This window comes from Synechococcus sp. LTW-R (assembly GCF_014217875.1).
Taxonomy (GTDB): Bacteria; Cyanobacteriota; Cyanobacteriia; order PCC-6307; family Cyanobiaceae; genus Vulcanococcus.
Map to the genome: position 1 here is coordinate 106,244 of NZ_CP059060.1, position 24,391 is coordinate 130,634.

Sequence of the window (24,391 nt, forward strand, 5' to 3'; positions counted from 1 at the left end):
GAACGATAAGTGATTTCAACCACGGCCTCGCTCGCTCACGACGCAATCTGTTTCGAGCCCCCTGGCTGCGTCCCCTTTGCCCAGGGCTGGAGTTGGCAGCAGCAGTTGCAACGGCGGCTGCTGGAGAACCCCGATGGGCCCGAGGCGGTGCTGCTGCTGGAGCACGAGCCCTGCTACACCCTGGGCCGCGGCGCGGACCCGGCCTTCCTGGGCTTTGATCCGGCGGATCCCCCGGCACCGCTCTTTCGGATTGATCGGGGCGGTGAAGTGACCCACCACTGCCCGGGGCAGTTGGTGCTCTATCCGGTGCTCAACCTGCAGCGCCATGGCGCTGACCTGCACCTCTATCTGCGGGAGCTCGAGGAGGTGGTGATCGCGTTGTTGGCCGAACTGGGTCTGGAGGCCGAACGGATTGAGGGGCTGACGGGGGTCTGGTTGGAGGGCCGCAAGGTGGCCGCCATTGGGGTCGGTGCCCGCCGTTGGATCAGTCAGCACGGCTTGGCCCTCAATGTCGAGGCGGATCTCGCTGGTTTTGCCGAAGTCGTGCCCTGCGGGATCGCCAATCGGGAGGTCGGGCGCCTGGTGGATTGGCGGCCGGAGCTCTCGGCGGCGGCCCTGCGGCCGCGGCTGCTGGAGATCTTTGCGCGTCGCTTTGGTTTGCAGTTCCGCCCGCCAACCCGGCAGGAGCAGCTCCAGGGGTGGTAAGACCGGGGCCAATTGATTGGTGCTCCCATGCCCCTCGCCGAGATCAGCTGGACGGGCAGTCGCCACGATCAGCGCGCCTTGGCCGAGAGGCACGACTGGAGTGCCCTCCGCGGCCTTGAGCAGCTCTGGGGGCAGCTGGCGGAGCTCCATGGCGAGGCTCCGGCCCTGGAGGCCCCCCATGCGAAGCCGCCGGAGCAGTTGAGCTTCCGCCGCCTGCATCAGAAGATCGAGCAGGCCGCCGCCGGTTTTGCAGCCCTCGGAGTCCGGCCGGGCGAGGTCGTCGGTTTGTTCTCGGAGAACAGCCCCCGCTGGCTGGTGGCGGACCAGGGGTTGATGCGTCTTGGGGCCGCGGATGCGGTTCGCGGCAGCGGCGCACCGGTGGATGAGTTGCGCTACATCGCCGCCGACTGCGGCGCGGTGGCGCTGGTGCTGGAGTCCGCCGAGCTGCTCCAGCGTTTGCAGTTGAGCAGTGAGCTGCTCGGCCAGCTGCGCTTTGTGGTGCTGTTGCAGGGGGACCGCGGTTCGGTGGTGCCGGTCATCCCCTGCTTCACCTGGGAGGAACTGATGGCCAAGGGGGCCGCGAGGCCGGCTCCGGCCTGGCCCGAGGGCGGCGAGGAGCGCCTGGCCACGGTGCTCTACACCTCAGGCACCACGGGCCGCCCCAAGGGTGTCCCCCTCAGCCACGCCAACTTGCTGCAACAGCTGCGCAGCCTCGGGGTGGCGGTGGCGCCGCGGCCAGGTGATCGGGTGCTGAGCGTTCTGCCGATCTGGCATGCCTACGAGCGCAGCGCTGAATACTTCCTGCTCTCCTGCGGTTGCAAGCAGACCTACACGACCCTCAAGCAACTGCGCCCGGATCTGCAGCGGGTTCGTCCCCACTATTTGATCAGCGTTCCTCGGCTCTGGGAGGCCCTGCTGAGCGGCTTCGAAGATGCCCTCGCGGCGATGCCCGCGAGTCGCGCCAAGTTGCTGCGCTCGGCCCTGGGCGTCAGTCGGTATCACTGCCTCGCGAGACGGGTGGCGGCCGATCGCACCCTCGCCCCCGAGCGCAAGCGTCGCCGCGTGGCCGCCGCCGCCGGAGCTCTGTTGAGCTGGCCCGTGCATGGTCTGGCCGAGAAGCTGTTTTGGCCGAAGGTGCGCACCCAGCTGATCGGTGGTCGCCTGCGCACGGCCATCAGTGGTGGTGGTGCCCTGGCGATCCATGTCGACGGCTTCTTCGAGGCCATCGGCATTGAGTTGTTAGTGGGCTACGGCCTGACGGAGACCAGCCCGGTGTTGACCTGCCGGCGCCGTTGGAACAACCGCCGCGGCAGCTCCGGCCAACCGCTCCCCGGCACGGCCATCAAGATCACCGATCCCGAGACCGGGGCAGTGCTGGCGATCGGCGAACGGGGCAAGGTCTTGGCCAAAGGCAGCCAGGTGATGGGGGGCTATCTGGGCAAACCGGAAGCCACCGCCAAGGTCCTCGATGCCGAGGGCTGGTTTGACACCGGTGATCTGGGCCACCTGCTGGCGGACGGCACCTTGGTGCTGACCGGCCGCGCCAAGGACACGATCGTGCTCAGCAGCGGCGAGAACATTGAGCCGGGCCCCCTCGAGGAGTGCCTGGTGGCCTGCTCCCTGGTGGAGCAGGTGATGCTTGTGGGCCAGGACCGCAAGGCCCTGGGTGCCCTGGTGGTGCCGAAGCTGGAGAACCTGGAGGCCTTTGCGGCAGGGCAGGGACTGACGCCCTCGGACCCGGCTCTGCTGAAGGCCCTCACCAGTCGGCTGAACCGGCGCCTGCAGGCGCGGGTGGGGGCCCGTCCGGATGAACGGCTGGCGGGGGTCGCCCTGGTGGAGCCCTTCAGCATCGATAACGGTCTGTTGACCCAAACCCTCAAGCAGAAGCGCGATCGCATCGCCGATCGCGACACCCAGGCGATCGAGGCGATCTACGGCCGCTAGGGCCGGGAACCCGCCCGCACCAGACGTTGTCGGCCCTGCCCAGCCCTGACAGGCTGGGCGCCGCGATTGATCTCCCATGGCCGAGGGTTCCCTCTCCGTAAAGCGCTCCATCACCGTCCGCGCGGTGGTCACCCCCCGCTGGAAAGAGGACGCTGAGCGGGAAATCAGCGCGGCGATCGCCAACAGCGATGCCCAGCTGGGGCAGCTCGAGCAAGAGGGGCAGCAACTGGTGGAGGCGATCCGCAGCCAGAGCGCCAATCCCCTCGACCCCCGTGTCCAGGAGCAGGTGGGCTCGGTCCAGGAGCAGGTGGCGGCCAAGCGCGCCGAGCTCGAGGAGCAGAAGCGTCAGCTGCTCGAGCAGCAGCGCCAGGTCCGTGATCTGGAGATGGAGCAAATCGTCGAGCAGGGTCAGCTCGACAGCTTCACGGACGTCAAGGTGGGCGACAATCTGGTCGAGAAGCTCCAGGTGGCTGTTGTTGTCCGTGATGGGGTGATCGAGGCGATCGAGGGAGCCCTCTGAGGCGTCCCAATCAGGGGGCTGCCGCTGAGCCGCGTAAAATCCGCCTCAATTGAGCGGCAGACCTCCGTTGGCCACCCACGAAATCTTCATGCCCGCCCTCTCTTCCACCATGACGGAGGGCAAGATCGTGGAATGGCTGAAGAAGCCAGGTGACAAGGTCGGCCGCGGTGAGTCCGTCCTGGTTGTCGAGTCCGACAAGGCCGACATGGACGTCGAGTCCTTCAACGAGGGCTACCTGGCTGCGGTGTTGATGCCCGCAGGCAGCACCGCCCCCGTCGGCGAAACCATCGGTCTGGTGGTGGAAACCGAGGCGGAAATTGCTGAGGCCCAGGCCAAGGCCCCCAGCGCCCCTGCAGCGGCTGCAGCACCCGCCCCCGCCGCGGCTCCCGCTCCTGCTGCTGCCCCGGCTCCGGCCCCCGCACCGGTCGCGGCTGCCCCCGCCCCCGTTGCTGCTGCCCCGGCTCCCGTCGTGAGCAATGGCCGCGTGGTGGCGAGCCCCCGTGCCAAGAAACTGGCCAGCCAGCACGGCGTGGCCCTGGAGACCCTGCGCGGCAGCGGCCCCCACGGCCGTATCCAGGCTGAAGACGTTGAGCGGGCCCTGGGCCTGACCGTCGCGGTCCCCCGTGTGGCTGAGGGTTCGGCCCCTGCGGCGAGCGGTAGCAGCAATGGCGCCGCGGCTCCGGCCTCCGCTCCGGCTGGCAATGCCTTTGGCCGCCCCGGCGAGAGCGTCGCCTTCAACACCCTCCAGGGCGCCGTCAACCGCAACATGGTCGCCAGCCTGGCGGTGCCCACCTTCCGCGTGGGCTACACGATCACCACCACCAAGCTGGACGCCTTCTACAAGCAGGTGAAGAGCAAGGGCATCACCATGACCGCCCTGCTGGCGAAGGCCGTGGGCGTGGTGCTGGCCCGTCACCCCCAGGTGAATGCCGCCACCAGCGCCGATGGTTCCGCCATGGTTTATCCGGCTTCGGTGAACGTCGCCGTGGCCGTGGCGATGGAAGACGGTGGCTTGATCACCCCGGTTCTGGCCAACGCCGACAAGACCGACATCCATTCCCTGGCCCGCAACTGGGCGGATCTGGTGTGCCGCGCTCGCAGCAAACAACTCCAGCCTGAGGAGTACAGCACCGGCACCTTCACCCTCTCCAACCTGGGGATGTTCGGTGTGGATCGCTTTGACGCGATTCTGCCCCCGGGCACCGGCGCGATCCTGGCGGTGGCCGCCTCGCGTCCCACCGTGGTCGGCGGCAAGGACGGCTCGATCAGGGTTGCGAACCAGATGCAGGTGAATCTGACCTGCGATCACCGCGTGATCTATGGCGCCGATGCGGCGGCCTTCCTCAAGGATCTGGCCCAGCTGATCGAGACCAACCCCGAGAGCCTGGCCTTCTGATCAGCGACGATCAGCTGCTCTCGAGTTACGTCTTTGACCTCCCGGAGACGTTCATCGCCCAGCGCCCTGTCGAACCGCGCCATGCGGCGCGGCTGTTGGCGCTCGAGGGGCCAGAGGGCTGTCGCCATCAAACGGTCTGGGATCTGCAGGAGCTGCTGAAACCCGGCGATTTGCTGGTGGTGAACAACACCCGGGTGCTTAAGGCGCGCCTGCAGGCCCGCCGGCCCACAGGGGGGGCGGTGGAGCTGCTGGTGCTGGAGCCCGTGGGCGGCAGCGATTGGCTCTGTCTGGCCAAACCGGCCAAGCGCCTCAAGCCGGGCGAGATCCTGCAGCTGGAGCATCCCGGCCAAGCGCCCCAGCCCCTGGAGATCGTGGCCGTTGACGCGGAGACCGGTGGCCGGGTCGTGCGGTTTCCGGCGGAGTGCACCACCCCGGAAGCGATCGAGGCCCTGCTGGCCCGTTACGGCGAGATCCCCCTGCCGCCCTACATCCACCAGCACTCCAGCGACGACGACAGCCGTTACCAGACCCGCTTTGCCTCCCGGCCCGGTGCGGTGGCGGCGCCCACGGCGGGCTTGCACCTGAGCGATGAACTGCTGGACGCCCTCGAGGCCCTCGGGGTGCAGCGCACAACGGTGACCTTGCACGTCGGTCTGGGCACGTTCCGGCCGGTGGAAACCGAGGACCTGACCCAGTTGGAGCTGCACAGCGAGTGGGTTGAGGTGTCGGCGGCCTGTGTGGAGGCGGTGTCCCAGTGCCGCGCCCGCGGCGGCCGGGTGATTGCGGTTGGCACCACCTCGGTTCGCAGCCTGGAGGCGGTCGCTCAGCTCCATGGCGGTGTGCTGCAACCCCATGCCGGTCCGGTGAATTTGGTGATTCAGCCCGGCTATCGCTTTGCGGTGGTTCAGGGGCTCCTGACCAACTTCCACCTGCCGAAAAGTTCCTTGTTGCTGCTGGTTAGTGCCCTGGTGGGACGGCTGCGTTTGCTGGCGCTCTACGAGGAGGCCAAGGCCGAGGGCTATCGCTTCTTCTCCTATGGCGATGCGATGTGGATCGCGCCGGAGGCGGTTCTGGAGAGCGCCCGGCCATAAAAAAAGCCCCCGCTCCGGCGGGGGCTTGGGTTGGATCGCTTGGATCAGGCGGCGGCCAGGTTTGCGGCCACGAAGTCCCAGTTCACCAGCTTGTCGAGGTAGGTGCTGATGTAGTCGGGACGGCGGTTCTGGTAATCCAGGTAGTAGGCGTGCTCCCAGACGTCCATGGTCAGGAGGGCCTTTTGGCCGTGGGCCAGGGGCAGATCGGCGTTGCCGGTCTTGGTGACCTTCAGGGTGCCGTTGTCGAGGACGAGCCAGGCCCAGCCGCTACCGAACTGGGTGGCGCCGGCGGCCTTGAAGGCTTCGACGAACTTCTCAAAGCTGCCGAAGTCGGCGTTGATCTTGTCGAGCAGAGCGCCGCTGGGGGTGCCGCCACCGTTGGGCTTGATGCACTGCCAGTAGAAGCTGTGGTTCCAGACCTGGGCAGCGTTGTTGAACACGCCGGCTTTGCTGGCGTCACCGGCCACGGCGACGATGGTGTCTTCCAGGCTCTTGCCTTCCAGATCGGTGCCAGCCACCAGGTTGTTGAGGTTGGTCACGTAAGCGTTGTGGTGCTTGCCGTGGTGGAACTCAAGGGTTTGGCGGGAGATATGCGGCTCGAGGGCATCGAGGCCGTAGGGCAGCGCGGGCAGCGTATGAGCCATGAAACGAAGGATCGTGCTGTTGGATGCCCGGCCAAATGCCGGACGGCGGCGGCATCCTAACGATCGTTTGAAGTTTCGTAAGTCGCGAGAACCGCACTGCTGGCGCGGTCCCCGCAGCCCAGATCAGCCCTTGATCTCGAGCAGTTCCACCTCAAAGACCAAGGTGGCGTTGGGGGGGATCACACCGCCGGCACCGCGCTCGCCGTAGGCGAGATCGGGGGGGATGACCAGCTTGCGCTTACCGCCGACCTGCATGCCGGCTACACCTTCATCCCAGCCCTTGATGACGCGACCGGCGCCCAGGGGGAAGCTGAAGGGACCGCGGCCGTAGCTGCTGTCGAACTCCTTGCCGTTCTCGAGGGTGCCGCGGTAGTTGACCACTACGAGCTGACCCGAGGTGGCTTCCGGGCCGTCCCCGATCACCAGGTCGGTGATGCGCAGACCGCTGGGGGTCATCCGTTCTTTGGCCGCAACCATTTCTCCTCCGAGGGCAGAGGCCCCACTGTCGGCGATGACGTCGCTGGCCATCGTGAAGAGGCTGGGGTTGGGATCCTCTGGATCGAGCTCGATCTGGCCGCTGAAGCTGGCTTGAGCGGGGGCGCTGGCCACCGCCTGCTGCACGGCGGGTTGGCTGGGGGCGGCGTTCACAGTGGAGGGAGCCACGATCTGGCTCACCAGTGCCAGCAAGAGGCAGCCCACGCAGACGGCGGAGCTGATCAGGATGTCCCGCATGTCCGGATCAAAGAGGCATCAGCGAAGGATTCTCGCCTAGTTGCCCCTCAGTCCGGGATTTCGAGCTGGGATTGCTTCTGCCGCAGCTGCTGTTCCAGCCGATCGATGCGGCCCCGCAGTTCATCGACCTCCCGTTGCCGGGCCAGGCCGAGATCCTGCAGCAGGTGATCCAGGTTGCGCTCCACCTGCCGCTCGGTCTGCTTCTCGAGCTCGGGGTTCTCGCCGCGCAGGCTGGCGAGGACGTCATCGACCAAGGCACTGGCCTGACTGGGATCAAGGCGGCCACTGCTCACCCAGGCCTGGGTGACGCCCCGCAGGCGCTCGGCCACCAACGAGGTGGTGCCAAGTCCGCGGAAGAGCAGTTGTTGAAGGGTCCGGCTGGGATCCATAACACTTCTTTACTAGCAGGTGATTTGAGCTGCTACGGAGTGGTTTGAATTGGTTTGAACAGGGTGGTTTGAATCAGCTCTGCTCGTGCCGTCTGTCTAGCCAGAACCAAGGCTCAAGCGCATCAACAGATCGGCAGTGATCGAAACGTTTGGATTGTTTATAGCGATACAAAGCTGGGTGCGTCCCGGCTTGGACCAGAACAAGTGAATGGTTCACAGGGACACACCGTTGATCGCCGTTCAAACCTTTTCTCGGCTTTGTTCAAACCCGCACGACTGTCCCGTTGCTGTGGCTGGTTCTTGAAGGTTTCTCGTCGGACAGCTCAACCGATCTCCGCCTAGTTAGACTGATCTCGTTGGGCAACGCTGACGCGCCTTGTAGCCGCCGTCAACAGCTCAAGGCTCTATCGCTCCGGCTGCGTCGGTCAAAGCCGTTACAGCCGGTCTCAGCTGGTGATCAGGAGTTTTTGGAGTGGGTACCCGGTACGGGGACTGTGGCGTCCATGCACCTACGTAATACGGCTTCAGAAATTTGGGCCAGGAACCTCACTCAAGCCAAGGAAGAAAAGTGAAGCAGCTTGGTGGCGCGGGTGCTTTGGGAGCAGCCGAAACGACAAGCAAAAAGCCAGTCAGTCACTAGGTCCAGCCAGTCTCAACCGGCTTTATTAGCGACAAAGTAGCGACAACGCTCCTGCACTCACTCGATTTATCCGTGCGGAGGAGCTGCGACCACGGCAACATCACTGCAACTACCCAACAGGGCTAATGCTGCGTCCTTTATGGATCGGGTTGGTGGCATCTGCATTGGCAGTCACCACCCTCCCTGCAAAAGCGGATGGGTACGGCACAGCCAGTGACCTGGGTGTGATGAGCATTCAGCTCAAGGACATCGTCAAACCTCAAGTCGGCATCCAAGGTCAAACCCAAGCCGCTGGCACGCCCAACCAAGCAGGTCTGGGTGGCTTCCTTCCACTGGTGGTCGGCAGCAACAGCGTCTTCTTTGCTGATGTCCTGGCGAATGCCAACTTCTCGGACTGGGGTAACAGCAGCAGCATCATCAACACCACCGTTGCTGGCACCACCATCTCCACCTCATCCCGCCTGGGCTATCGCTGGCTCAATGGTGACCGCAGTTGGATGTATGGACTGAATGCGGGCTATGACACCCGACCAATGAGCACGGGTCCCTCTGACACAGGTATCCCTGTTTATGCCTCACGCACCGCTTTCTTCCAGCAGGCGGCTGTCAATGCAGAAGCGGTGAGCGATAAGTGGGCATTCAATGCTTATGCGCTCATTCCAACGGGTGACACCGAGCAACAGCTCAACACCGTCTATCAAGGCGGTGCACTGGACACCTATGGCTTAGATGCTGGTTACAACCTGACGCCAGGACTAAGAGCCTCTGTTGGTTACTACTACCAAAACGGCGATGCAGGCGATGCCGATGGCTCTGGCGTCTTGGGTCGCCTCGCCTATGCCATCAACAACGGACTAACGGTTGGCACCAACCTCTCTTATGACAGTGCCTTCAAGTCACGGTTTTCGGCTGACATCAAGTGGCGCTTCAATACGAATGGCGGTCCTGGCAAAGAAACACCGAAAACCAATGCCGCTGTTAATGCCCTAACATCAACGCCTAGCAATAGGGATGTGCGGGTGCACGACCGAGTTTGCCTGACCTTAATTTGGTGGCCGTGTGTGTTAAGAAATTGATGGGATATTTGTGTGAGTCTAGCCACCTAAAGCCCCTGTAAATGCAGGGGCTTTTTATTTCTTCAGTCACACCCAGAAGCCAATAAATCAGGCCCTATATCTAAGATTTCTATACTCTTCAATGAGGACGAGTTTGAGTTTTGAGCAGCGACACCAGCTGCTGCTGGCTACGAACAAACCGCTTTCGCTGAGGACTGTCGTAGTCCCCTTCAAGCATCAGGGTGGGGACGGTTTCCACCCACCCAACACCAGTCTCGAAGCTCTTAGACCAGCACAGCGCTGACGCAGTCGCTATGAGCGCAAACCTCTGTGGCTAGTCATCCCATGGAGGATTTTTTTTGGCTGGTCGGTGGTGGGTCGTTGACGACTGACTGCACTGAGAACCGCAGGCCGAGTGCTCAGTCCCACACACAAGGCTTAATGGGTGACCAAAGACACGTCACGACTTCAGGCCTGGTCGCACTATCGATGCGAGACCTTCGAATGGGTTTCAAGGGAGAAACCGAGGCGGGTTGGCACCCGTCTCTTTTTTTGTCCGCTTGACCGCTACTGGGTTGCATCAGCAGGCGCTGCTGCCATTCCTGTTTCAGCTGGTCCAAGCGGGTGAGCGCGGCTGGGTTCATTGGAAGGTCGCCCAGTAACCGGCTAACGCTGGCACTAGATATGAGGCGAGTGGCTGCAAATGCCAGCGAATGGACATCCGGTATGGGGTAAATGCAGTCCTTGTGGGTACGTGAAGTGGGTTCGGAAATTTGTGTCACCAAAATCAGGCCAACAAAAAACCGCCCTTTCGGGCGGCTAGGGTTGATTTGGTGTGAAGATATAGGAGATCAGATCAGCTGCCGAAGCGGAAACGCACACCAGCGCGGAGGCCGAATGCATTCAGAGGCGTGTAGCTGATGCCTTTGATGGAGACGCCGGTGGAACCCTGGTAAGTACCTTCCAGGAAAACATCAGCCTTTTCGGAGGCTGCGTAAGCCACGCCTGCTTTGGCCTGATAGCCAAAAGCACCTGCGCTACCGCCTTCAACATTCACAGGCTGAGTCGCCGTGATGCCACTGCCAGAAAGGGTTGCATTACCGGTCTGGGTGGGAACAGACACGTTGGTGTAGCCGAGGCCACCACCGACATAAGGCGTGAACTTCGACTTGGTGTCAATGTCGTAGTAGCCGCTGACTAAAACACTGTTGGTGCTCACCGTGCCGGTGCCAGACAGTGTGAAGTTGTAAGGGAAGTTGGTGTAAGAGATGCCGTTCAGGGTTCCCGTCTCAGAACCGCTGCCGGTAATGTCCCCAACATTTGACCCTTTGTAGATGTAGGTCAACTCTGCACGCACATCGCCGAAGTCGTAGCCGACACCAGCCTCACCGGCGAAGCCAGCACCCAGGTCAAGCTTCGGTGTGTAAGTGCCAGAGAAAGTTTCGTCAGTGGTCCAGCTACCCGTGTAGCTCTTGGCGTTGTTACCGGTGCTGCCGGTCCAGGATGCGCCAGCACCCAGGGTTGCGTAAAAACCAGTTGCCTTAGCCGCAGACTCCTCTTGGGCGCGGACAGGTGCCGCAAAGGCGACAGCGGAGGCTGCAGCTGCAGCAAACAGAAGACGAAGCTTCATTTCCTCACAAGGAAAAGCAGATTAATTTCATCAGCTACCTAGTCGCAAACCGAGATGAGCTGGACCACTACCTTTACCGGCCTGAGTTGCGATTTCGGCATAGCCATAAGCGGATTGACTTCGGCTTGGCTATTAAGGCAGCGCCAAATCCGAGCATCTTCTTCTCAGATCCTCTGTGCTGCAGTCGATCTGAGCTATCTGGAGGTGATAGACCTTTGCTGTTGTGGATGATCTCTGTCTGGCCTACGGCGACTTTGTGTAGCCAGCTATACAAGTGTCACTAGTTGCTTGGTGCGTATGGCGGCGGCTCATTGGCGGCCTCGTCCAAACCTTGATGACGGCCTCCGGATCCTCTCCAGACTCTCCCTAACCTCATCCAGCTGCCGCTGAACTTCCTGAGCCTGTGCGTTTTCCTGCTTAAACCTGGTGATCAGCTGCTCCTTGTCCTCAAGCGTTGGTGCTCTTCGTAGCTGTTGAAGCTGGTGGTTGCTGAATTGGGAGAGTAGTGATTGTGATTGGTTGTTCATTTGTCTGATTAATGGTTGTCGGATGTTGATTGGTTGAAATCAAGTTCAAGCTGAATTGGTTCTGTTGGAGCCGGTGAGGCTTGTGGTTCTTCGACCCATCCAACGTGGATGCTTCCGTTTTTGCTGATGAGGGTGAGTCGTTGGTTTGGTGTTGTTGTGTTGTTGTTCATCTATTCGCAATCAGTATTTGTTTTCAGGTTCAAAGCTCAGTGCGTTCTTGAATGCTGGTTCCACAATGTGAAAGGACAGGAAGCAATTGCCATACTCTTGGACTTGGACATGCCCGACAACCTGCACAAACTCAGGGATAAAAAGATCATCTCTGTCTATTCGCCCAAGTAGACCCTCCAGCTTTGGCTTGAATAAGGATTCAAAAAGCAGGCAGTCATCCTTGATCAACCGGTCTTTGAAACCTTTAGATCGGGTCTCAAAATCAAAGTCTGGGTTTGAGGTGAACTGTTGAGCATGAAGCTCTTTGGCTTGTCTCGCCTCCCCCTCAATCTCATCAAAGACTGATGGAGATTCCGGCATCAAGCTGAGCCTGTAGATCTTGTTACCGGTCAGCTTTTCTGTCATTGGGTCAATGACGCTGGCATCAAGGATGTACCCCTTAGTTCTTATTGGTGTTTTCATCACTTAAGCCAGGGTGCATTGGATCTTTCGGTAGACCCGCGTGGTGGAACTGTCTGAATGCATAGACACCAAGCATGTACAGCTCGTGCCGTAGGAACCGTTCTTTGACACCATGACGCTCCAGCTTTGCGATGGAACGACACTTAGTGTTAATCCAGCTCTGATCTTTTGGAGTTAATCCGTTGTAGGTGTGCATATGTCTGATGTGAGAGTATTCATGATTAAGGGTTCAACGCCTGTTATTACCGGTTGATACTGTTTCAGCTGTCGTTGAATCCTTTAGTAGTTCGACTATCCAATCGTTCGCTGCGCTCACTCTTGGAGTCTCACTACTGTCTGAGGGAGGCTTTCTCCCTGTGTACGTGAGGGATTGCTAGTGAGTTGTTGTCTTTAAATAGATTCTGCGTCGTTTTGTGGTAGGCGACCTAATGCCTCAGTTGTGGTCTCCAGCATCCGTGTCCAGATCTCCCACTCTTGTGTGTTCTGCTTTTCAGCTTCTTCCAATCGAGCCAGCTTGTTCAGGCATTTACGCCTGTAGAGCTGCTCAATTTCGTTCAGCTCCTCTTCATCCCACATCTCTTCGGGGATTCCTTTGATGTGGATAAAGCGATCACCAACATCCAAGAACTTTCCACTTGGTTTCCAGCGGCTAGTTCGGATGACCTTTTGAGCTGAATCCTCAGCTGCTTGGTTCTGAGCAGCTTCCTTAGCTTTCGCCAGCTGAGTCTGGGTAAGAGGCGTGTATCGAAGGATCAGAAACTGGATGATCCGAGCTTTTGACTGGCCAATGGCGGTCTTGTGGCACTCAAGCTTTTTCCATGCAGTGCTTGTGATCGAGTAATTGATCTGCCTGGAACCTGTCTCGCCTTTGTATTTGACCGTTCGTTCTTCAGGCTCAAGCAGGTGAGAGGGCCAGTGGTACCTCTCCGTTCTGCTCATGCTTGAGCTGCAGCTGGCATAGCCAGGGATGCCTTGGATGATCATCCGGGTCAGCATTTCCCACCGGGTTATTCCGGCTTGAATGGCTAGCTGAGCTAGTCGGTCAAATGCTTCTTGACTGACATTGACCTTCAGTGGCTTCCTTGTTGCGCGAACGCCTGGATCTTTGCCTTCACGGGGAACAAGCCTAAAGTCCTTTTCTGAATCCTTTTTACGTTTTAGGTATTGACGCTGGTGTTTGGAATGTTTCCGCATGACAGTTAATGATTGTGGATTGATCCGGCTTTACTCATCTGCGAATGTGTGTGTTCTGATTCTTAATTGAGAGTTCGTTTTTGTGTGCTCTCTATTGAAGATCGGAACTCGTTTCTGCTTTTCATCTGGAAGCTCAAGGATTGTCAGCTCACGGCTCCTGCTTCGTACGTCGGATCTGTCGTAATACCTATTCATGGTCTTAATGTCATGTCCGCTGATACGTGCGACCAAGTAAGCATCGACGCCTCTAGATAAATGATTCTCGATGAATGTTGATCGCAGTGAGTAGATGGTGTATGGCTTTTCGCTAAAGCGGTTGCCGACCAACCTTTCTTGAGCTGCATCAATAGTCTTGCGCCACATGTAGTAGTAGCTGGCTGATGAATAAGGCAGCTTGTCGGCTTCAGGCTTTCCGAAAACGTAGTCATTGGGTCCGTATCTCGGGATGCCATGTTTGTCGCAGTAGGTGTCCTGAAAAGCTTTCCAGTGCAGCAGACGTGTGCTTGTTCGGCTCCAGCACGGGACTTCTCTGGGTGTTCCAGTTTTTGTTTCACGTATGAACAGGTAGCAGATGTATCGGGATTCATTGCCGTCGGTAACTTCGACAAGGTCAACGTCTTTCCACTTCAGTTTCCGCAGTTCAATCGGTCTGCAGCCGCTCGACTTCGCGACATAGGTAAAGCACCACCAAAGCTGGCGCCAGTAGTGGTGGCGATGGTTGTCAAAGGTTGTTGATTCTTTTACTTGCTTTCTGATCTCCCTGTTGATTGTGAGCCAGTCAGCAGCGTTGATGGACGGGTTCGCGTTCAGATCGCCCATCGAGATCTTGATCTTGGGGACGAAGTCGGTGTCGAACAGGACTTCTGCGTCCACAAGCTTTCGCCTTCCAAGCCAGTTCTTGATGAACTGTGAAATTGCCTTGAGTTCCTTTTTGATCGTTTGCTTTGACTTGCCGCGCCTGTAGTACGGGTACCGCTCCAGGAAGGTGTTGTTGATCTGGTCGCAGAAGGTCACCTCTTGGAAATCGAGGTATCCAATGAAGTCCTTGCGTAGCGACCTGGCTTTACGGCTGAAGCTTTCTTCTCCTATCCGGTTGGTGAGGACCTTCTCCTTTTCGCCCTGGAGGAATCGTTCCAGTTCTTCACGGACTGGAACGCGCTGCCGTTTGGCCGGTTTGTAGCTGTCTTGGGTGGCTGCTCTGCGCGGTTTGCTGGCTGCTGGAGGGTTGGCGATGCCATCGACGGCTGCGACGTACGCATCCAGGCAACTGGCTTCAGCTTCCGCCTGGTTGGTCGCCCCGGGAACCAGTCGAACTACGTATGACTTAGTTCCTGGCTTCAGGACCCTGATGAACCACTTGGTTGGATCCTTGCCGTAGCAGTAGATGGTTGCCTTGCCTCCAAGCACCTTTGCCTTGGTGTGGATGGTCATGGCTCGGTGGTCTAAGAGTTTGAACAGGTTTGAATGCCTGTTGCAACCATCCTAAAAGCGTGTGAGAGCTAGTGATAGGAGATCCGGCTGGGATCCATGAACCCGCGAAGGTGCGCTGTCTGCACCATGACGCTCTTTAGGGTCGGTGGCCATGGCAGAGAACCGGCGACTGGTCTGGATTGGCGCCCTGCTGGCAGGGCTGCTCGCCGGTGCGGCCTTGCCTCCTTTGGGCGCGCCGCCCCTGCTCTGGCTCGCGCTGGTGCCGCTTTGGGCCTTGGGGCCAGGGCCGGCGGCCCTTTGGGCTGGTGCCGCGGTCTTGCTCAGCCATCGCTGGTTGCTCTGGTTGCACCCCCTCGATTGGATCGGGGTGCCCCTTCCCTGGAGCCTGCCGCTCTGTCTCCTGCTCTACGTGGCCTTGGGGCTACTGGGTGCGGGCTTGGTCTCCCTCTGGCGGGGCCTTGTCGGGCGTCTGGGGGCCGGCCGTTGGTCCGTGGCGCTGTTGGGCTCTGCGCTCTGGGGCCTGGGCGAGGTCTGGATGGCCAAGGGGCCGTTGTTTTGGCTGGGGCTGGGTTCGGTGGCCCTGCCCGGTGACCGCGCCTTGGCGGGCCTGGCCCAGTGGGTCGGTGCTGGCGGGCTGGCGGCCGTGCAGTTGTTGCTGGCCTGGGGGCTCTGGCGCCTGCTGGCCGCTTGGTGGGAGGGCCGGCGGGGGCTCTGGCGCGGTGGTCTGGCTTGGCTGTTGGCGGTGGCGTTGCTCCATGGCCTCGGCTGGCAGCAGCTCCAGCGCAGCGCCCTGGCTGATCCGGCGGCTCCCTGGTTGTCGGTGCTGGTGCTTCAGCCCGATATCCCGACCCGGGAGAAGTTCAGTTGGACCCAGCAGCGGGCCCTGGAGCGCCGCTTGCGGCAGGCCCAGGCGGAGGCGGAGGCCCGGGGCGCGGAGCTGTTGGTGTTGCCGGAGGGTGCGTTGGCCCTAGGGCAGGGGCTGCCTGCGCCAGGGGCGGTCGAGGTACTCAGCGGTGGCTTCCGCCAGGAGGAGATTGTGCTGCGCAGCAGTGTTCTGCGCTTTCCCCCGGGGCAGCTGGAGGCGAACGGTGCGATCGATAAGCACCGGCTGGTGCCTCTGGGGGAATGGGTCCCCGGTGGCTCCCTGTTGCGTTGGGCGGGATTGTCCGCGGTCGGCGGCGTGGAGCCTGGGCCGGAGTCGCGGTTGCTGCGGCGCCCGGCGGGTGATCTGGCCGTCGCCATTTGCTACGAGATCGCCGATGGGGCGGGCCTGATCGGTGCGGCGCAGGCTGGGGCCGGCTGGATCCTGGCTAGCGCCAACCTGGACCCCTATCCGCGGCTGTTGCAGCAACAGTTCCAGGCCCTCTCCCAGTTGCGGGCAATCGAGGCCAGTCGCTGGTTGGTGAGTGCGGCCAACAGTGGGCCGAGCTTGGTGGTGCAGCCCGATGGGGCGCTGGGGGTATCCCTCGCCCCGATGCAGCCGGGGACGCTGCTGGTGCGACTGCAACTCCGTTCAGGCGGGACCCCGTATGGCCGCCTCGGGGAATGGCCGCTGCTGCTCGCCGCCGCCGGGGGCTTCGTCGCAAGCCGGTCTCGCATGAGACAATCTTGAGACTTGCTTAAGGCGCCTTTTGCTTTCCTTCCGCTCTGGTCTCCTGGGTCTGGGCTTGGTGGCCGCCGCCGCGCTGCTTCCTGCGCCTGGACGGGGAGCCGATCAGGCGGATGCGGCCCTGGAGGCCGTGCAGGCCTTGGGGGTTGTGGTGATCGAGCGGGCTGAGTGCGGCGGGCCGCGCCATCTCGCCACCTACAACATGGGCGCCAATGTCCTCTGTCTCTCGACGGCCCTCGAGCGGGACCCGCAGAAGCGGGCCAAGGTGATCCAGCACGAGTTGGTGCATGTGGTGCAGGACTGCCTGGATGGCTTGGGCACGCCTACGTCCCTGACCTTGGCGGAGGGTCTGCGCTCCAGCGGTCAGCTGAGCGGCGAGCAGGTGAATGGATTCTTCCTGCAGCACCTGCGCAAGCAGGGCAACTTGAATCACGTGGTGGCTTCAACGGCGCAGTTGCCCCTGGAGAGCCGTCAGCGTGAATTTGAGGCCTATGCCCTGCAGGCGGATCCGGCCATGGTGGCTCACCTGTTGAAGGCAACCTGCAAGCCTTAAAGGCGCCCCCAAGCGTCGGTCTTCTCTTGGGGGTTTGTGCTGCTCTCCCCGTAGGTATTCAGCCGCAGGTTGTTGTGCCTAAATCGCCAAAAGTGTGGCATTTATACCTGGAAGAAAAGCGGTCACCAGGGCTAGGACCAAAGGAGTTGCCGCTTTCGCTGTGACCGCTTATCCCTGTTGCGCTGCCTGTAAGAACTTCATCATCGCTGGCGGCATGGGGGTCTGCCGCTGCTGGCGAATGACGATGAGTTTGAAGGATGCTGAGGCGCAGGTCCGTTGTCCCTATTGGGTGCGCGCTGAAGCGGTGGAGGATCCCTACGAGACGTTCGATTGAGTCCTGCGTCACAGCTTGAGGTCGCCTGCTTGCTCTTGATCGGGCACCTGTCGACTCAGAGTTGAGACGCATTCGTCGCAAGCGCGATGCCGGACCTTGTGTCTCTGACGGCGATCCTTCTGTATCTGACGGCCAAGGGGGTGCATGCCTTCTGGTTGAGTGACGCCGCATCGGCTCATCGCCCTGGGCGGGGCTGAAATCTGTAGAGGTTTGTCCTGAAAAGACCCGCAACCACCTGTCTTGGGTCTGCTGAGACCAGGAATGAGAGTGGCGGCGTTTGCGGGTCTCTGGCGCAAGTCGTTGGCTGGCCGCAGCGGATGTGCTGCTGGGGTTTGCTCTCGTGGCGTCTCCTGCGCGGGCGGAGCGCCTCAGGTCGATTGCGCTGCTTCAGGGACTGCTGCGTCGGGCGGGAACCGAGACATTGGTGGCGCGGGATTGCCCCAAGCAATTGATGGGTGCGTTTGTCTTCGCCCGCAATGCCGTCGTCCTCTGCGCGAACAACCTCAAAGGTGATCCCCAGCGGGTCTGGGAGACCTTGGCCCACGAGTCGGCCCATGTGATGCAGCACTGGGCGTCAGCCGATCTTTGAGAGGGATCACTTGGGCTTGGATTTTTTGCTCGCCCATCACCGCTCACCGGAGTTGTTCAAGGCGGTCGGCCACTACCACCCCAGTCAGCACCTCACGGAGATCGAGGCGCGCATCGTCCAGGGGTTGCCCGCCGAGGAGGTGATGAATCTCTTCCGCCGCTCCTGCGCGGATCGCCTGCTCTAGGACGAGCAGCTGTAGTGGGAGAGGCCGCCGGCGTTGAAGAACTCGCGGGGCTTGAGTTGGCCGTAGGTGGCGGCGAGTTTGGCGGGCGGGGAGACGTAGGGATCGCGGAAGACCGCCTGCAGTTCTCGGATCAAGCTCAGGTCGCCTCCTGCGGCGCGCTCGTAGGCCGGCGCCACGAGCCATTCGCGCCAGGTGATCTGCGGATTGGCGCGCCGCATCGTCGCCTTGGCATCGCCGCTGGTCTGCCCATGCCAGCGCTCGAGCCAGGCCGACCAGCGTTGCTCCAGCTCAGCGTCAATGGGTAGGTAGAAGGCGGCCTTGAGGGGCTCGATCTGTTCGGGGAGGTCCGAGAGCGCGCGGAAGGTCGCGGTGTAATCAGCCCTCGAGCTGGCCAGCAATTGCAGCAGGTCCTTGAGCAGGACGTCGTCGTATCGGGGTAGCCCGAGCTTGCGGCACCACATCGCTTCGAGAGCCGTCCCCATCGCTTCGCTGAAGCCCTCACGCAGGGCATCGAGCTGCGCCAGGGCCTCCGCATCTCCCTCGAGCAGTGGTCGCAGGGCGGACCAGAACATCTGGTAGTTGGCTTCCGCTGCCGCCGGTTGATTGAGGAAGCAGAAGTGCTCGCCGCCGCCGGTCCACGGCTGGAAGCGGGGATCGAAGAGCTCGCAGAAACCGAAGGGGCCGTAGTCGAGGGTGTAGCCGCCGGCGGCGCAGTTGTCGCTGTTGAAGTTCCCCTGGCAGTAGCCGACGCGGATCCAGTCCGCCACCAGTGACGTCAGGCGCTCCCTGAACAGCCGGGCCAACTCGAGGACCTGCTGCGGGAAGGGCAGGCCTGCGTTGATCTCGCCGCGGTAATTCCGCTCGATCAGGTGAGCTGTGATCTGCTGCAGTTCACGTAGGGCGCCTGGGTGGGCGTTGCTTCGCGCCCGGCGGGCAAACAGTTCCAGTTGCCCCACCCGCAGGAAGGACGGCGCGACCCGGGTCGTGATCGCCGCCGGGTTGTTGACCATGACGTCCGGCTCAAACGAGCGGGACTGAGGCGAGTACCAGGGCCGCCTGACGCCTTCGGCTTGGGACACGTAGAGGGTGAGGGAGCGGGTTGTGGGCACCCCCAGGGCGTGCATGAACTCCTGGGCGAGGAACTCGCGCACGCTTGAGCGCAGCACGGCCCGGCCGTCCGCGCCGCGGCAGTAGGGGGTCGGGCCGCCCCCCTTGAGTTGCATCTCCCAGCGCTGGCCTTCAAAGAGGCCTTCGAAGATCGAGATCGCCCGGCCGTCGCCGTAGCCATTGCCAGTGCCGAAGGGGCACTGCTGGATGTACTCGGTGCCGTAGATCGACAGGGCGTAGCCCGTCGCCCAGCCATAGGGGCGCATGGCACCGTGGGCAACGCTGCTGTCGCCGGAGAAGAGTCGGCGGAAATCCTCGTCCTGGGCGAGTTCGTCGCTGAGGCCGAGCTCGGCAAAGAGGCTGGCGCTGTGGGCGACGTACTCCGGCTCCGGCAGTGGGGTCGGCGTGACGGGGACGTAGTGCCCGGAATAGACCTGACGTGGCCGGTGGTCCTCGCCATCGCTACTGGCCTCGGGGTCCGCTTGGAGGGACTCCAGCAGGGAGTAGTCGACCTGACCTGCGAAGGCCTTAAAGCTCTCGATGACCCGGGCGTTCTCGCTGCTGTTCATGGGGGTTGGGCACAAAAAAGCCCAGGACAAGCCTGGGCTTTCGGTAAGTGGAGCCAAGGAGACTCGAACTCCTGACCCCCTGCATGCCATTTAGGCGTTTTAAGGGGCAAGAATCCTTTCCTGTACTCAATTCTAACCAAATTATCACAAATTATGTGCGCAGATATGTGCGCACATCTGTCCTGCCTTGATCACTGCCCCAACAGCTTCGCTTTGGCTGCCGAGAACTCTTCTTCGGTAAGTAGCCCCTGGTCTTTCATCGCGCCGAAGCCCAAAAAGCAAGCGACGCGTTTAAAGCTAAGTGGGCACCTCGAATCGCAAAGGTTGAAGCCGACTATCAATCAGCCGGCTGCTACTGACCCGTTAGGAGCTTATCGGTGCGCTTCTGCCTTGTCTGTGTGGTCCTGCATTAGCGACCACACCTGGCACCGTGCATCGCCTCTTCCGGCAGTAGTTATTCCGCTGCTGTTTGACGCATTTTCGCTCGTATCGTTCGCATAGTGCGTTGCAGTATTCCTCATCTGCAGGTCGCTGTATTTCCCGTAGACGATCACACTCAGGCTGGTGCGAGTGCCAGCAGACATCGCAGTTGATGCGGCCATTCGCAGATTGGAACTGCCTTAAGTGCAAACTTGATTATCTTGTTAGAGGACAATCCGACCCCAGTGTTGATTCATTCAGACATTCTCAAAGGTGCCCAAGCACTAAACCATTCATTAGAGATCAGGCCCGAGTCCCTTCCAGAGCTTTTCCCGCTCTTCGCAGTTGGTCTGGTCATGACTCAGCGTGAGCTGTTGATGCACCTATGGCGCCATGAGGTAGATGGCTAGAGCAACTGCCGCCACCATTGCTGACCGGGTCGAAACCCTTCAGCAGAAGATCCTGGAGGGAGCATCGAATACCGTCTGTATCGCCTACGCGCGACATGAGTGGGGGGTCTCAAGGGCTCAGGCTTACCGACTGCTCAAGCGGGCTTGGCATCAGATCGCCGAGGATATTGATCGTGTCGGGATCGACCGGCGCGAAATGTTGAGCTGGGCTATCCACCAGCTCCAGTCAGCGGCTGGGCTGGCCCTCAATCAGAAGAACCCTGGGGCGGTGGTCGGTGCCATAAGGGAGATGGATGTATTGCTTGGGCTTGGCGCCAGCCGCAACGCCCCGGGGCAGCGGTGGCGCTGATCAGTTGTCCGTCAATTTGGTTCGGCTTTGGGAACCAGCTCTCTTGCAGCTGCTGCAATGCTCTTAATGGCCACTATTGGCTAAATCTCAGCGACTAAACCAGCCTAAGGAATTTTGCGCTGGCGCTAGATGAAACGTGCGCCTTCGGATGCCCCACACACCTTATGAGACTAAGGACCCTAAAGCATTTTGAGGCTACTAAGAGTGTAGGCGGAATCACTGATCTTCTGTCCACAACTGCGAAGCCGCAAATCGCCAGGCGATAAGGGTGCTGAGAGATGCGCCGAAGGCAAGAAAAGCAACCAGGAACTGATCAATGCTCATAGCAATGCATCTATTCTCTTTGAATTATAAAGCCTTCATGGCAACTGGCGCCATTAATACAAATTCAAGAGTAGCAATTAATACACCATTCGGCGGAACCGGAGCGCTGCACTCATTAACCAATGACTGATCGATCAACGATCTCCTTCAGAGGGAAATTGATCTGCGAGGCCTCGAAGGAAGAGACGAGTCAAGATCAAAGTGTCCACCACTCGAGCCCTCGTTGCGAACTGATTCGATTAAGCCACTCAAGAATCTGCTGCCTTTTGTCTCCAATGGGTTCCATGATTTCGCAAGGCTTCGGCTTCCATCTCCCTTCGAATCTGCACGACTGCTTCGCGAACGAATGCCTTTTCGTTCTCCTGTGAGGCAATGATTTGCTTCGTTAGCGCACGCAAGACATCAATATCCTCACAGGCATCGATTTCTCGAAAGGCGGCCTCAAGGTGGAATTTTTGCTCTAGTGAAAGTCGGTGATTAGCCATGGTGATACGAAAGAGGCCCCACTAACGTGAGGCCTGATAAATCAGTGGAGTGCTTAACGAACTTCCGAAATTGTGTGAGGTGCAGCCGGAAAGCTTGTCGGCATAGGGTCCGGCAGTCCCTCGGCAAGAGCCTTCGCACGGATATACATCTGACTGTTGGTGGCGCCCTGAGCTTCCATTGCCTCGGCGACAACAGCCCAGTTGCGGATCTCGGTAGTCATTGGAAGAAATGACGATTGGACCCGCAAACTTTCGCCACCTTGGCCGAGAGACGGTGAGGATGAAAACCGATCACCTACCGAACATCGATTCCACTGCTTTCGTTGGTATGCATTTGCGCATCACGCCCATAAAAAAAGCGGCCCGAAGGCCGACTAAAGCACTAAAAACCCAGTCCCAGTCAAAAAGTTATGCGATCGCGTCCTACGAAGCTTTCAGGGTGTCTGACCGCGATATCGATCGACTACAGCGCTTGGATACCAGTCGTGCCCGTAGCTAAGTCGGCATCGTCCGTGAGCTGGACGCGTTGGTCGGACTGCAAGCTCAGCCCCAGCAGCGCCCCTGACAACAGCTCAACCCTGTCAAGGTTGGAGAGCAAAGGCTTTTTCTTGATTCCATGGTGGCTTTCGACCACAGCACCCCCTTCATGCTCTTGGCTCGTATCCACGTCAAGGAGGGACGTGTTGATGAGTACTTGGAGTTGGCACGTGTTACCGATGCTGCAGTTCAAGCGAGCGAACCCGGAATGCTGCACCACACTTTCGATCAAGATCCAGATGATCCAATGGCATTCGTCTGGTCAGAGGTCTATGCGAACGATGCAGCCTTTGCCGCTCATGTCTCAAACCCCCCCGTTCAGGAGTATTTGCAGAAGCATGCAGAGCTTGGCGACGGCTTCAGCGTTGAGGTCTACGGAACTGTCGGCGATGAGTGCAAGGCTCTGATGGAGTCGTTCGGGCTCCCACTAAAAATCTTCAAAACGATGCTGGGTTACAGCAGGGTCTGATTAATGGCTGAGCCCTTGCACTCCTAGGTCGATCAGAGCCATAACCACTGAGGACACGGTCCCCGCAGGCACTGTGATCCGAGACGGGGGAGTGCCAAGCTCCCCCAAAACACCCCCCGCTACTGAGCAGTGGGTCGGGAAGCTGTTGGTTTGGCACAGACGTCGGTAACTGAAAGATGCCACTGAAGTGATTTCGGGCACCGGCGGGTACCAGCACTCTCCATACCGTTATGGGGAGGGAAAACACGACGGCCTTCTGCTCGTGCTCGGCAGAAGGTTTTCTCTCTTACAGGAGGGAGGAAGGGGGGCAATACGGGAGCCCCCTCTCCTCAACACTCCCCGCCACTGAGCAGTGGGTCAGGAAGCTGTTGATGCCTTTTGGTGGACCCTTGGCTAGTGCTGGAGGATCCCTGCTCGCCGCTCATGAAAGCCATTCTTTCCCTTCTGTTGCTTACGGCGCTCATTGCAGCCTGTAGCAGCACTGGACTGTCACCAGAGCGACAAGCCTGCCTTGAGAAAGCGACCTCAGAAGCTGAGCGGATCGAGTGCAACAAGCAGTCAGCCATTGACGCTGACAAGAAAGCAGAAGCATCGAAGTAGTCCTTGCACTCCCCGCTACTGAGCAGTGGGTCGGGAGCTGTTGCCGGATTTCGCATGCGTTGCCATAACACCTGAGGACGAGACGTGAACTCCTCGATCCGTGTGGCGGCGGCTGGGTGCCCCCAGTCGCCAACAACACCCTTCCGGCGCTTCTCTTCTGAAGCTGGAGGGGCTGTTGGGCGTCACCCTTCTTCCTCTTCCCAGCGCAAACGTCGGTGGGCAGTGCACAGCTCACACCTGCACGGCAATGAAATGTCGCCACCTATCCAGCAGTTGTAGGGACACAGTTGAACGATCGGATCGTCTCCCTAGCGTTGATAAGGGATGTAGAACTCAGAAGGGCGACGACATGAGCCAAGTATCAAGGCTCGCAAGGGAGGTGACGCTTGACGATGTGTGGTCGTCTTCAGTGCACAGCGAAATTTGCTGTCTGATCTACGCCACCCAAAACGGCTGGAAGCTCCCCATCCTTTTTGAAGAAATGGGTGTGCCCTATGACTGGGCACTGGTGGACTTCGAGAAGAATGAACAGCGTAGTAAAGGTTTTCTTTCGATCAACCCAAATGGACGAATTCCTGCACTGATTGACCGTGGGAGCGGAGTAGCAGTCGCCGAATCGGGAGCCATCTTGGAGTACTGCGCGACTCGCTTCGCTAGCCCCTTGCTGCCATCTCCCGATGAGGACCTGAAGCTTCACTTACAGACGAAGCAGTGGCTCTATTGGCAGGTCAGCGGCCTAGGACCTGCGATGGGACAAGCCATGTACTTTCAGCGAATAGCCAAGGTTCGCGGTCGCAACGATCCCTTCGCCATTGGTCGATTCATCGCAGAAGCGGAACGTTGTTTGCAAATGCTCGATGATCAGCTCACGTCATCGGGCGGCCCCTTTCTGCTCGGCCAGCGCTGCACACTTGTGGATGTCGCCTGTTTCCCCTACTGCGCTAGTGCCTATTGGGCAAATGTCGACATCTCCGCGATGAGCCATTTGCTCGCCTGGATCGAGATGCTGCACCAACGTCCGTCCTTCAGTACCGGACTAGCGCTGCCTTTTTCTCGGACTGCTTTTTTTGGCCCTCCGTATGCAACACCGGAAGAAATCGAGGCGGAGATAGCGCGTAACGCCGGTCAGTTCGCTGTAATTTCCAAATCTCCCAGTGAGCTGCCCGAACTGTCGGCACCTTGATCCTGGCGGGTAGTGATTCCCGGAAGGGGCACTTTTTTTGTGGGCTTGAACCCCACCCCCACCTGGGCCATGGCCGAGCTGGGCGCCGAACCAGCGCGATCCGAGGTGGGGGAGTGCCAGGCTCCCCCACCTCAATGA

At 60.1% G+C, this 24,391-nt stretch carries 23 protein-coding genes; 13 read left to right on the top strand and 10 right to left on the bottom strand.

Annotated features, from left to right (window positions below):
• Nucleotides 1–9: 9 nt before the first annotated feature.
• The 5 genes from lipB to queA all read left to right on the top strand — a co-directional run bounded on the left by lipB (nt 10) and on the right by queA (nt 5,656).
• Nucleotides 10–705 carry a lipoyl(octanoyl) transferase LipB gene (gene lipB, locus H0O22_RS00605; RefSeq protein WP_185187160.1) on the top strand — a complete coding sequence of 232 codons (696 nt, stop codon included), beginning with the start codon at nt 10–12 and terminating at the stop codon, nt 703–705.
• A gap of 27 nt (nt 706–732) precedes the next feature.
• A complete protein-coding gene (locus H0O22_RS00610; protein WP_185187161.1) occupies nt 733–2,649 on the top strand; it encodes an AMP-binding protein in 1,917 nt (638 codons plus the stop codon).
• Between the two features lie 76 nt (nt 2,650–2,725).
• The gene (locus H0O22_RS00615) at nt 2,726–3,169 is read left to right on the top strand and encodes a YlqD family protein (protein ID WP_185187162.1); all 444 of its coding nucleotides are present in this window, start codon (nt 2,726–2,728) and stop codon (nt 3,167–3,169) included.
• Nucleotides 3,170–3,236: 67 nt separating this feature from the next.
• A complete protein-coding gene (locus H0O22_RS00620) occupies nt 3,237–4,565 on the top strand; it encodes a dihydrolipoamide acetyltransferase family protein (RefSeq protein WP_185187163.1) in 1,329 nt (442 codons plus the stop codon).
• The gene (queA, locus tag H0O22_RS00625; RefSeq protein ID WP_185188201.1) at nt 4,562–5,656 is read left to right on the top strand and encodes a tRNA preQ1(34) S-adenosylmethionine ribosyltransferase-isomerase QueA; all 1,095 of its coding nucleotides are present in this window, start codon (nt 4,562–4,564) and stop codon (nt 5,654–5,656) included. Before H0O22_RS00620 ends, queA begins: the two co-directional genes overlap by 4 nt.
• 44 nt (nt 5,657–5,700) lie before the next feature.
• On the opposite strand, the gene H0O22_RS00630 is transcribed toward queA, so the two are convergent.
• The 3 genes from H0O22_RS00630 to H0O22_RS00640 all read right to left on the bottom strand — a co-directional run bounded on the left by H0O22_RS00630 (nt 5,701) and on the right by H0O22_RS00640 (nt 7,421).
• Nucleotides 5,701–6,300 carry a superoxide dismutase gene (locus H0O22_RS00630; protein WP_185187164.1) on the bottom strand — a complete coding sequence of 200 codons (600 nt, stop codon included), beginning with the start codon at nt 6,298–6,300 and terminating at the stop codon, nt 5,701–5,703.
• 123 nt (nt 6,301–6,423) lie between these two features.
• Entirely contained in the window at nt 6,424–7,032 is a 609-nt protein-coding gene (locus H0O22_RS00635; RefSeq protein ID WP_185187165.1) for an FKBP-type peptidyl-prolyl cis-trans isomerase, read from the bottom strand.
• Nucleotides 7,033–7,079: 47 nt separating this feature from the next.
• A complete protein-coding gene (locus H0O22_RS00640; protein ID WP_185187166.1) occupies nt 7,080–7,421 on the bottom strand; it encodes a phasin family protein in 342 nt (113 codons plus the stop codon).
• A gap of 765 nt (nt 7,422–8,186) precedes the next feature.
• Between H0O22_RS00640 and H0O22_RS00645 the strand changes: the two genes are divergently transcribed.
• Complete coding sequence (locus H0O22_RS00645) at nt 8,187–9,137, top strand: carbamoyl-phosphate synthase L chain (protein ID WP_185187167.1); 951 nt, start codon at nt 8,187–8,189, stop codon at nt 9,135–9,137.
• An 835-nt stretch (nt 9,138–9,972) separates the two neighbouring features.
• Here the strand turns inward: H0O22_RS00645 and H0O22_RS00650 are convergent.
• The 4 genes from H0O22_RS00650 to H0O22_RS00665 form a co-directional block, all read right to left on the bottom strand.
• Nucleotides 9,973–10,746 carry an outer membrane protein gene (locus tag H0O22_RS00650; RefSeq protein WP_185187168.1) on the bottom strand — a complete coding sequence of 258 codons (774 nt, stop codon included), beginning with the start codon at nt 10,744–10,746 and terminating at the stop codon, nt 9,973–9,975.
• 707 nt (nt 10,747–11,453) lie between these two features.
• Nucleotides 11,454–11,849 (bottom strand): hypothetical protein, encoded by a 396-nt coding sequence (locus tag H0O22_RS00655; RefSeq protein WP_185187169.1) that lies wholly within the window; start codon nt 11,847–11,849, stop codon nt 11,454–11,456.
• 447 nt (nt 11,850–12,296) lie between these two features.
• Nucleotides 12,297–13,100, bottom strand: coding sequence for a hypothetical protein (locus tag H0O22_RS00660; protein ID WP_185187170.1), 804 nt, complete (start codon nt 13,098–13,100; stop codon nt 12,297–12,299).
• Between the two features lie 30 nt (nt 13,101–13,130).
• Nucleotides 13,131–14,531, bottom strand: a complete 1,401-nt coding sequence (locus tag H0O22_RS00665; RefSeq protein WP_185187171.1) for a tyrosine-type recombinase/integrase — start codon at nt 14,529–14,531, stop codon at nt 13,131–13,133.
• 151 nt (nt 14,532–14,682) lie between these two features.
• Here H0O22_RS00665 and H0O22_RS00670 point away from each other — a divergent pair, with 151 nt between their 5' ends.
• The 4 genes from H0O22_RS00670 (at nt 14,683) to H0O22_RS13215 (ending at nt 17,800) form a co-directional block, all read left to right on the top strand.
• Nucleotides 14,683–16,143, top strand: a complete 1,461-nt coding sequence (locus H0O22_RS00670; RefSeq protein WP_185187172.1) for an apolipoprotein N-acyltransferase — start codon at nt 14,683–14,685, stop codon at nt 16,141–16,143.
• A 19-nt stretch (nt 16,144–16,162) separates the two neighbouring features.
• Nucleotides 16,163–16,693, top strand: coding sequence for a hypothetical protein (locus H0O22_RS00675; protein ID WP_255439366.1), 531 nt, complete (start codon nt 16,163–16,165; stop codon nt 16,691–16,693).
• Nucleotides 16,694–17,304: 611 nt separating this feature from the next.
• Nucleotides 17,305–17,616 carry a hypothetical protein gene (locus tag H0O22_RS13210; RefSeq protein ID WP_255439367.1) on the top strand — a complete coding sequence of 104 codons (312 nt, stop codon included), beginning with the start codon at nt 17,305–17,307 and terminating at the stop codon, nt 17,614–17,616.
• 16 nt (nt 17,617–17,632) lie between these two features.
• Nucleotides 17,633–17,800, top strand: coding sequence for a hypothetical protein (locus H0O22_RS13215; protein ID WP_255439368.1), 168 nt, complete (start codon nt 17,633–17,635; stop codon nt 17,798–17,800).
• Here H0O22_RS13215 and H0O22_RS00685 read toward each other — a convergent pair.
• Complete coding sequence (locus tag H0O22_RS00685; RefSeq protein ID WP_185187173.1) at nt 17,797–19,476, bottom strand: protein adenylyltransferase SelO family protein; 1,680 nt, start codon at nt 19,474–19,476, stop codon at nt 17,797–17,799. The genes H0O22_RS13215 and H0O22_RS00685 overlap by 4 nt on opposite strands.
• A gap of 191 nt (nt 19,477–19,667) precedes the next feature.
• The gene (locus tag H0O22_RS13395) at nt 19,668–19,736 is read right to left on the bottom strand and encodes an SHOCT domain-containing protein (RefSeq protein WP_370521497.1); all 69 of its coding nucleotides are present in this window, start codon (nt 19,734–19,736) and stop codon (nt 19,668–19,670) included.
• Between the two features lie 562 nt (nt 19,737–20,298).
• On the opposite strand from H0O22_RS13395, the gene H0O22_RS00695 reads away from it, so the two are divergent.
• Entirely contained in the window at nt 20,299–20,655 is a 357-nt protein-coding gene (locus H0O22_RS00695; RefSeq protein WP_185187175.1) for a hypothetical protein, read from the top strand.
• 572 nt (nt 20,656–21,227) lie between these two features.
• Here H0O22_RS00695 and H0O22_RS00700 read toward each other — a convergent pair.
• Nucleotides 21,228–21,464 carry a hypothetical protein gene (locus H0O22_RS00700; protein ID WP_185187176.1) on the bottom strand — a complete coding sequence of 79 codons (237 nt, stop codon included), beginning with the start codon at nt 21,462–21,464 and terminating at the stop codon, nt 21,228–21,230.
• Nucleotides 21,465–22,080: 616 nt separating this feature from the next.
• Here H0O22_RS00700 and H0O22_RS00705 point away from each other — a divergent pair.
• Nucleotides 22,081–22,470, top strand: a complete 390-nt coding sequence (locus tag H0O22_RS00705) for a putative quinol monooxygenase (RefSeq protein ID WP_185187177.1) — start codon at nt 22,081–22,083, stop codon at nt 22,468–22,470.
• Between the two features lie 979 nt (nt 22,471–23,449).
• Entirely contained in the window at nt 23,450–24,253 is an 804-nt protein-coding gene (locus tag H0O22_RS00710; RefSeq protein WP_185187178.1) for a glutathione S-transferase family protein, read from the top strand.
• Nucleotides 24,254–24,391: the final 138 nt, after the last annotated feature.

Excerpts from the sequence above, each read along its gene's own strand:
- H0O22_RS00610 (WP_185187161.1), top strand. The coding sequence starts at position 733 with ATGCCCCTCGCCGAGATCAGCTGGACGGGCAGTCGCCACGATCAGCGC.
- H0O22_RS00615 (WP_185187162.1), top strand. The coding sequence starts at position 2,726 with ATGGCCGAGGGTTCCCTCTCCGTAAAGCGCTCCATCACCGTCCGCGCG.
- H0O22_RS00630 (WP_185187164.1), bottom strand. The coding sequence starts at position 6,300 with ATGGCTCATACGCTGCCCGCGCTGCCCTACGGCCTCGATGCCCTCGAG.
- H0O22_RS00635 (WP_185187165.1), bottom strand. The coding sequence starts at position 7,032 with ATGCGGGACATCCTGATCAGCTCCGCCGTCTGCGTGGGCTGCCTCTTG.
- H0O22_RS00640 (WP_185187166.1), bottom strand. The coding sequence starts at position 7,421 with ATGGATCCCAGCCGGACCCTTCAACAACTGCTCTTCCGCGGACTTGGC.
- H0O22_RS00645 (WP_185187167.1), top strand. The coding sequence starts at position 8,187 with ATGCTGCGTCCTTTATGGATCGGGTTGGTGGCATCTGCATTGGCAGTC.
- H0O22_RS00650 (WP_185187168.1), bottom strand. The coding sequence starts at position 10,746 with ATGAAGCTTCGTCTTCTGTTTGCTGCAGCTGCAGCCTCCGCTGTCGCC.
- H0O22_RS00655 (WP_185187169.1), bottom strand. The coding sequence starts at position 11,849 with ATGACAGAAAAGCTGACCGGTAACAAGATCTACAGGCTCAGCTTGATG.
- H0O22_RS00660 (WP_185187170.1), bottom strand. The coding sequence starts at position 13,100 with ATGCGGAAACATTCCAAACACCAGCGTCAATACCTAAAACGTAAAAAG.
- H0O22_RS00665 (WP_185187171.1), bottom strand. The coding sequence starts at position 14,531 with ATGACCATCCACACCAAGGCAAAGGTGCTTGGAGGCAAGGCAACCATC.
- H0O22_RS00670 (WP_185187172.1), top strand. The coding sequence starts at position 14,683 with ATGGCAGAGAACCGGCGACTGGTCTGGATTGGCGCCCTGCTGGCAGGG.
- H0O22_RS00685 (WP_185187173.1), bottom strand. The coding sequence starts at position 19,476 with ATGAACAGCAGCGAGAACGCCCGGGTCATCGAGAGCTTTAAGGCCTTC.
- H0O22_RS00695 (WP_185187175.1), top strand. The coding sequence starts at position 20,299 with ATGGCTAGAGCAACTGCCGCCACCATTGCTGACCGGGTCGAAACCCTT.
- H0O22_RS00700 (WP_185187176.1), bottom strand. The coding sequence starts at position 21,464 with ATGGCTAATCACCGACTTTCACTAGAGCAAAAATTCCACCTTGAGGCC.
- H0O22_RS00705 (WP_185187177.1), top strand. The coding sequence starts at position 22,081 with ATGGTGGCTTTCGACCACAGCACCCCCTTCATGCTCTTGGCTCGTATC.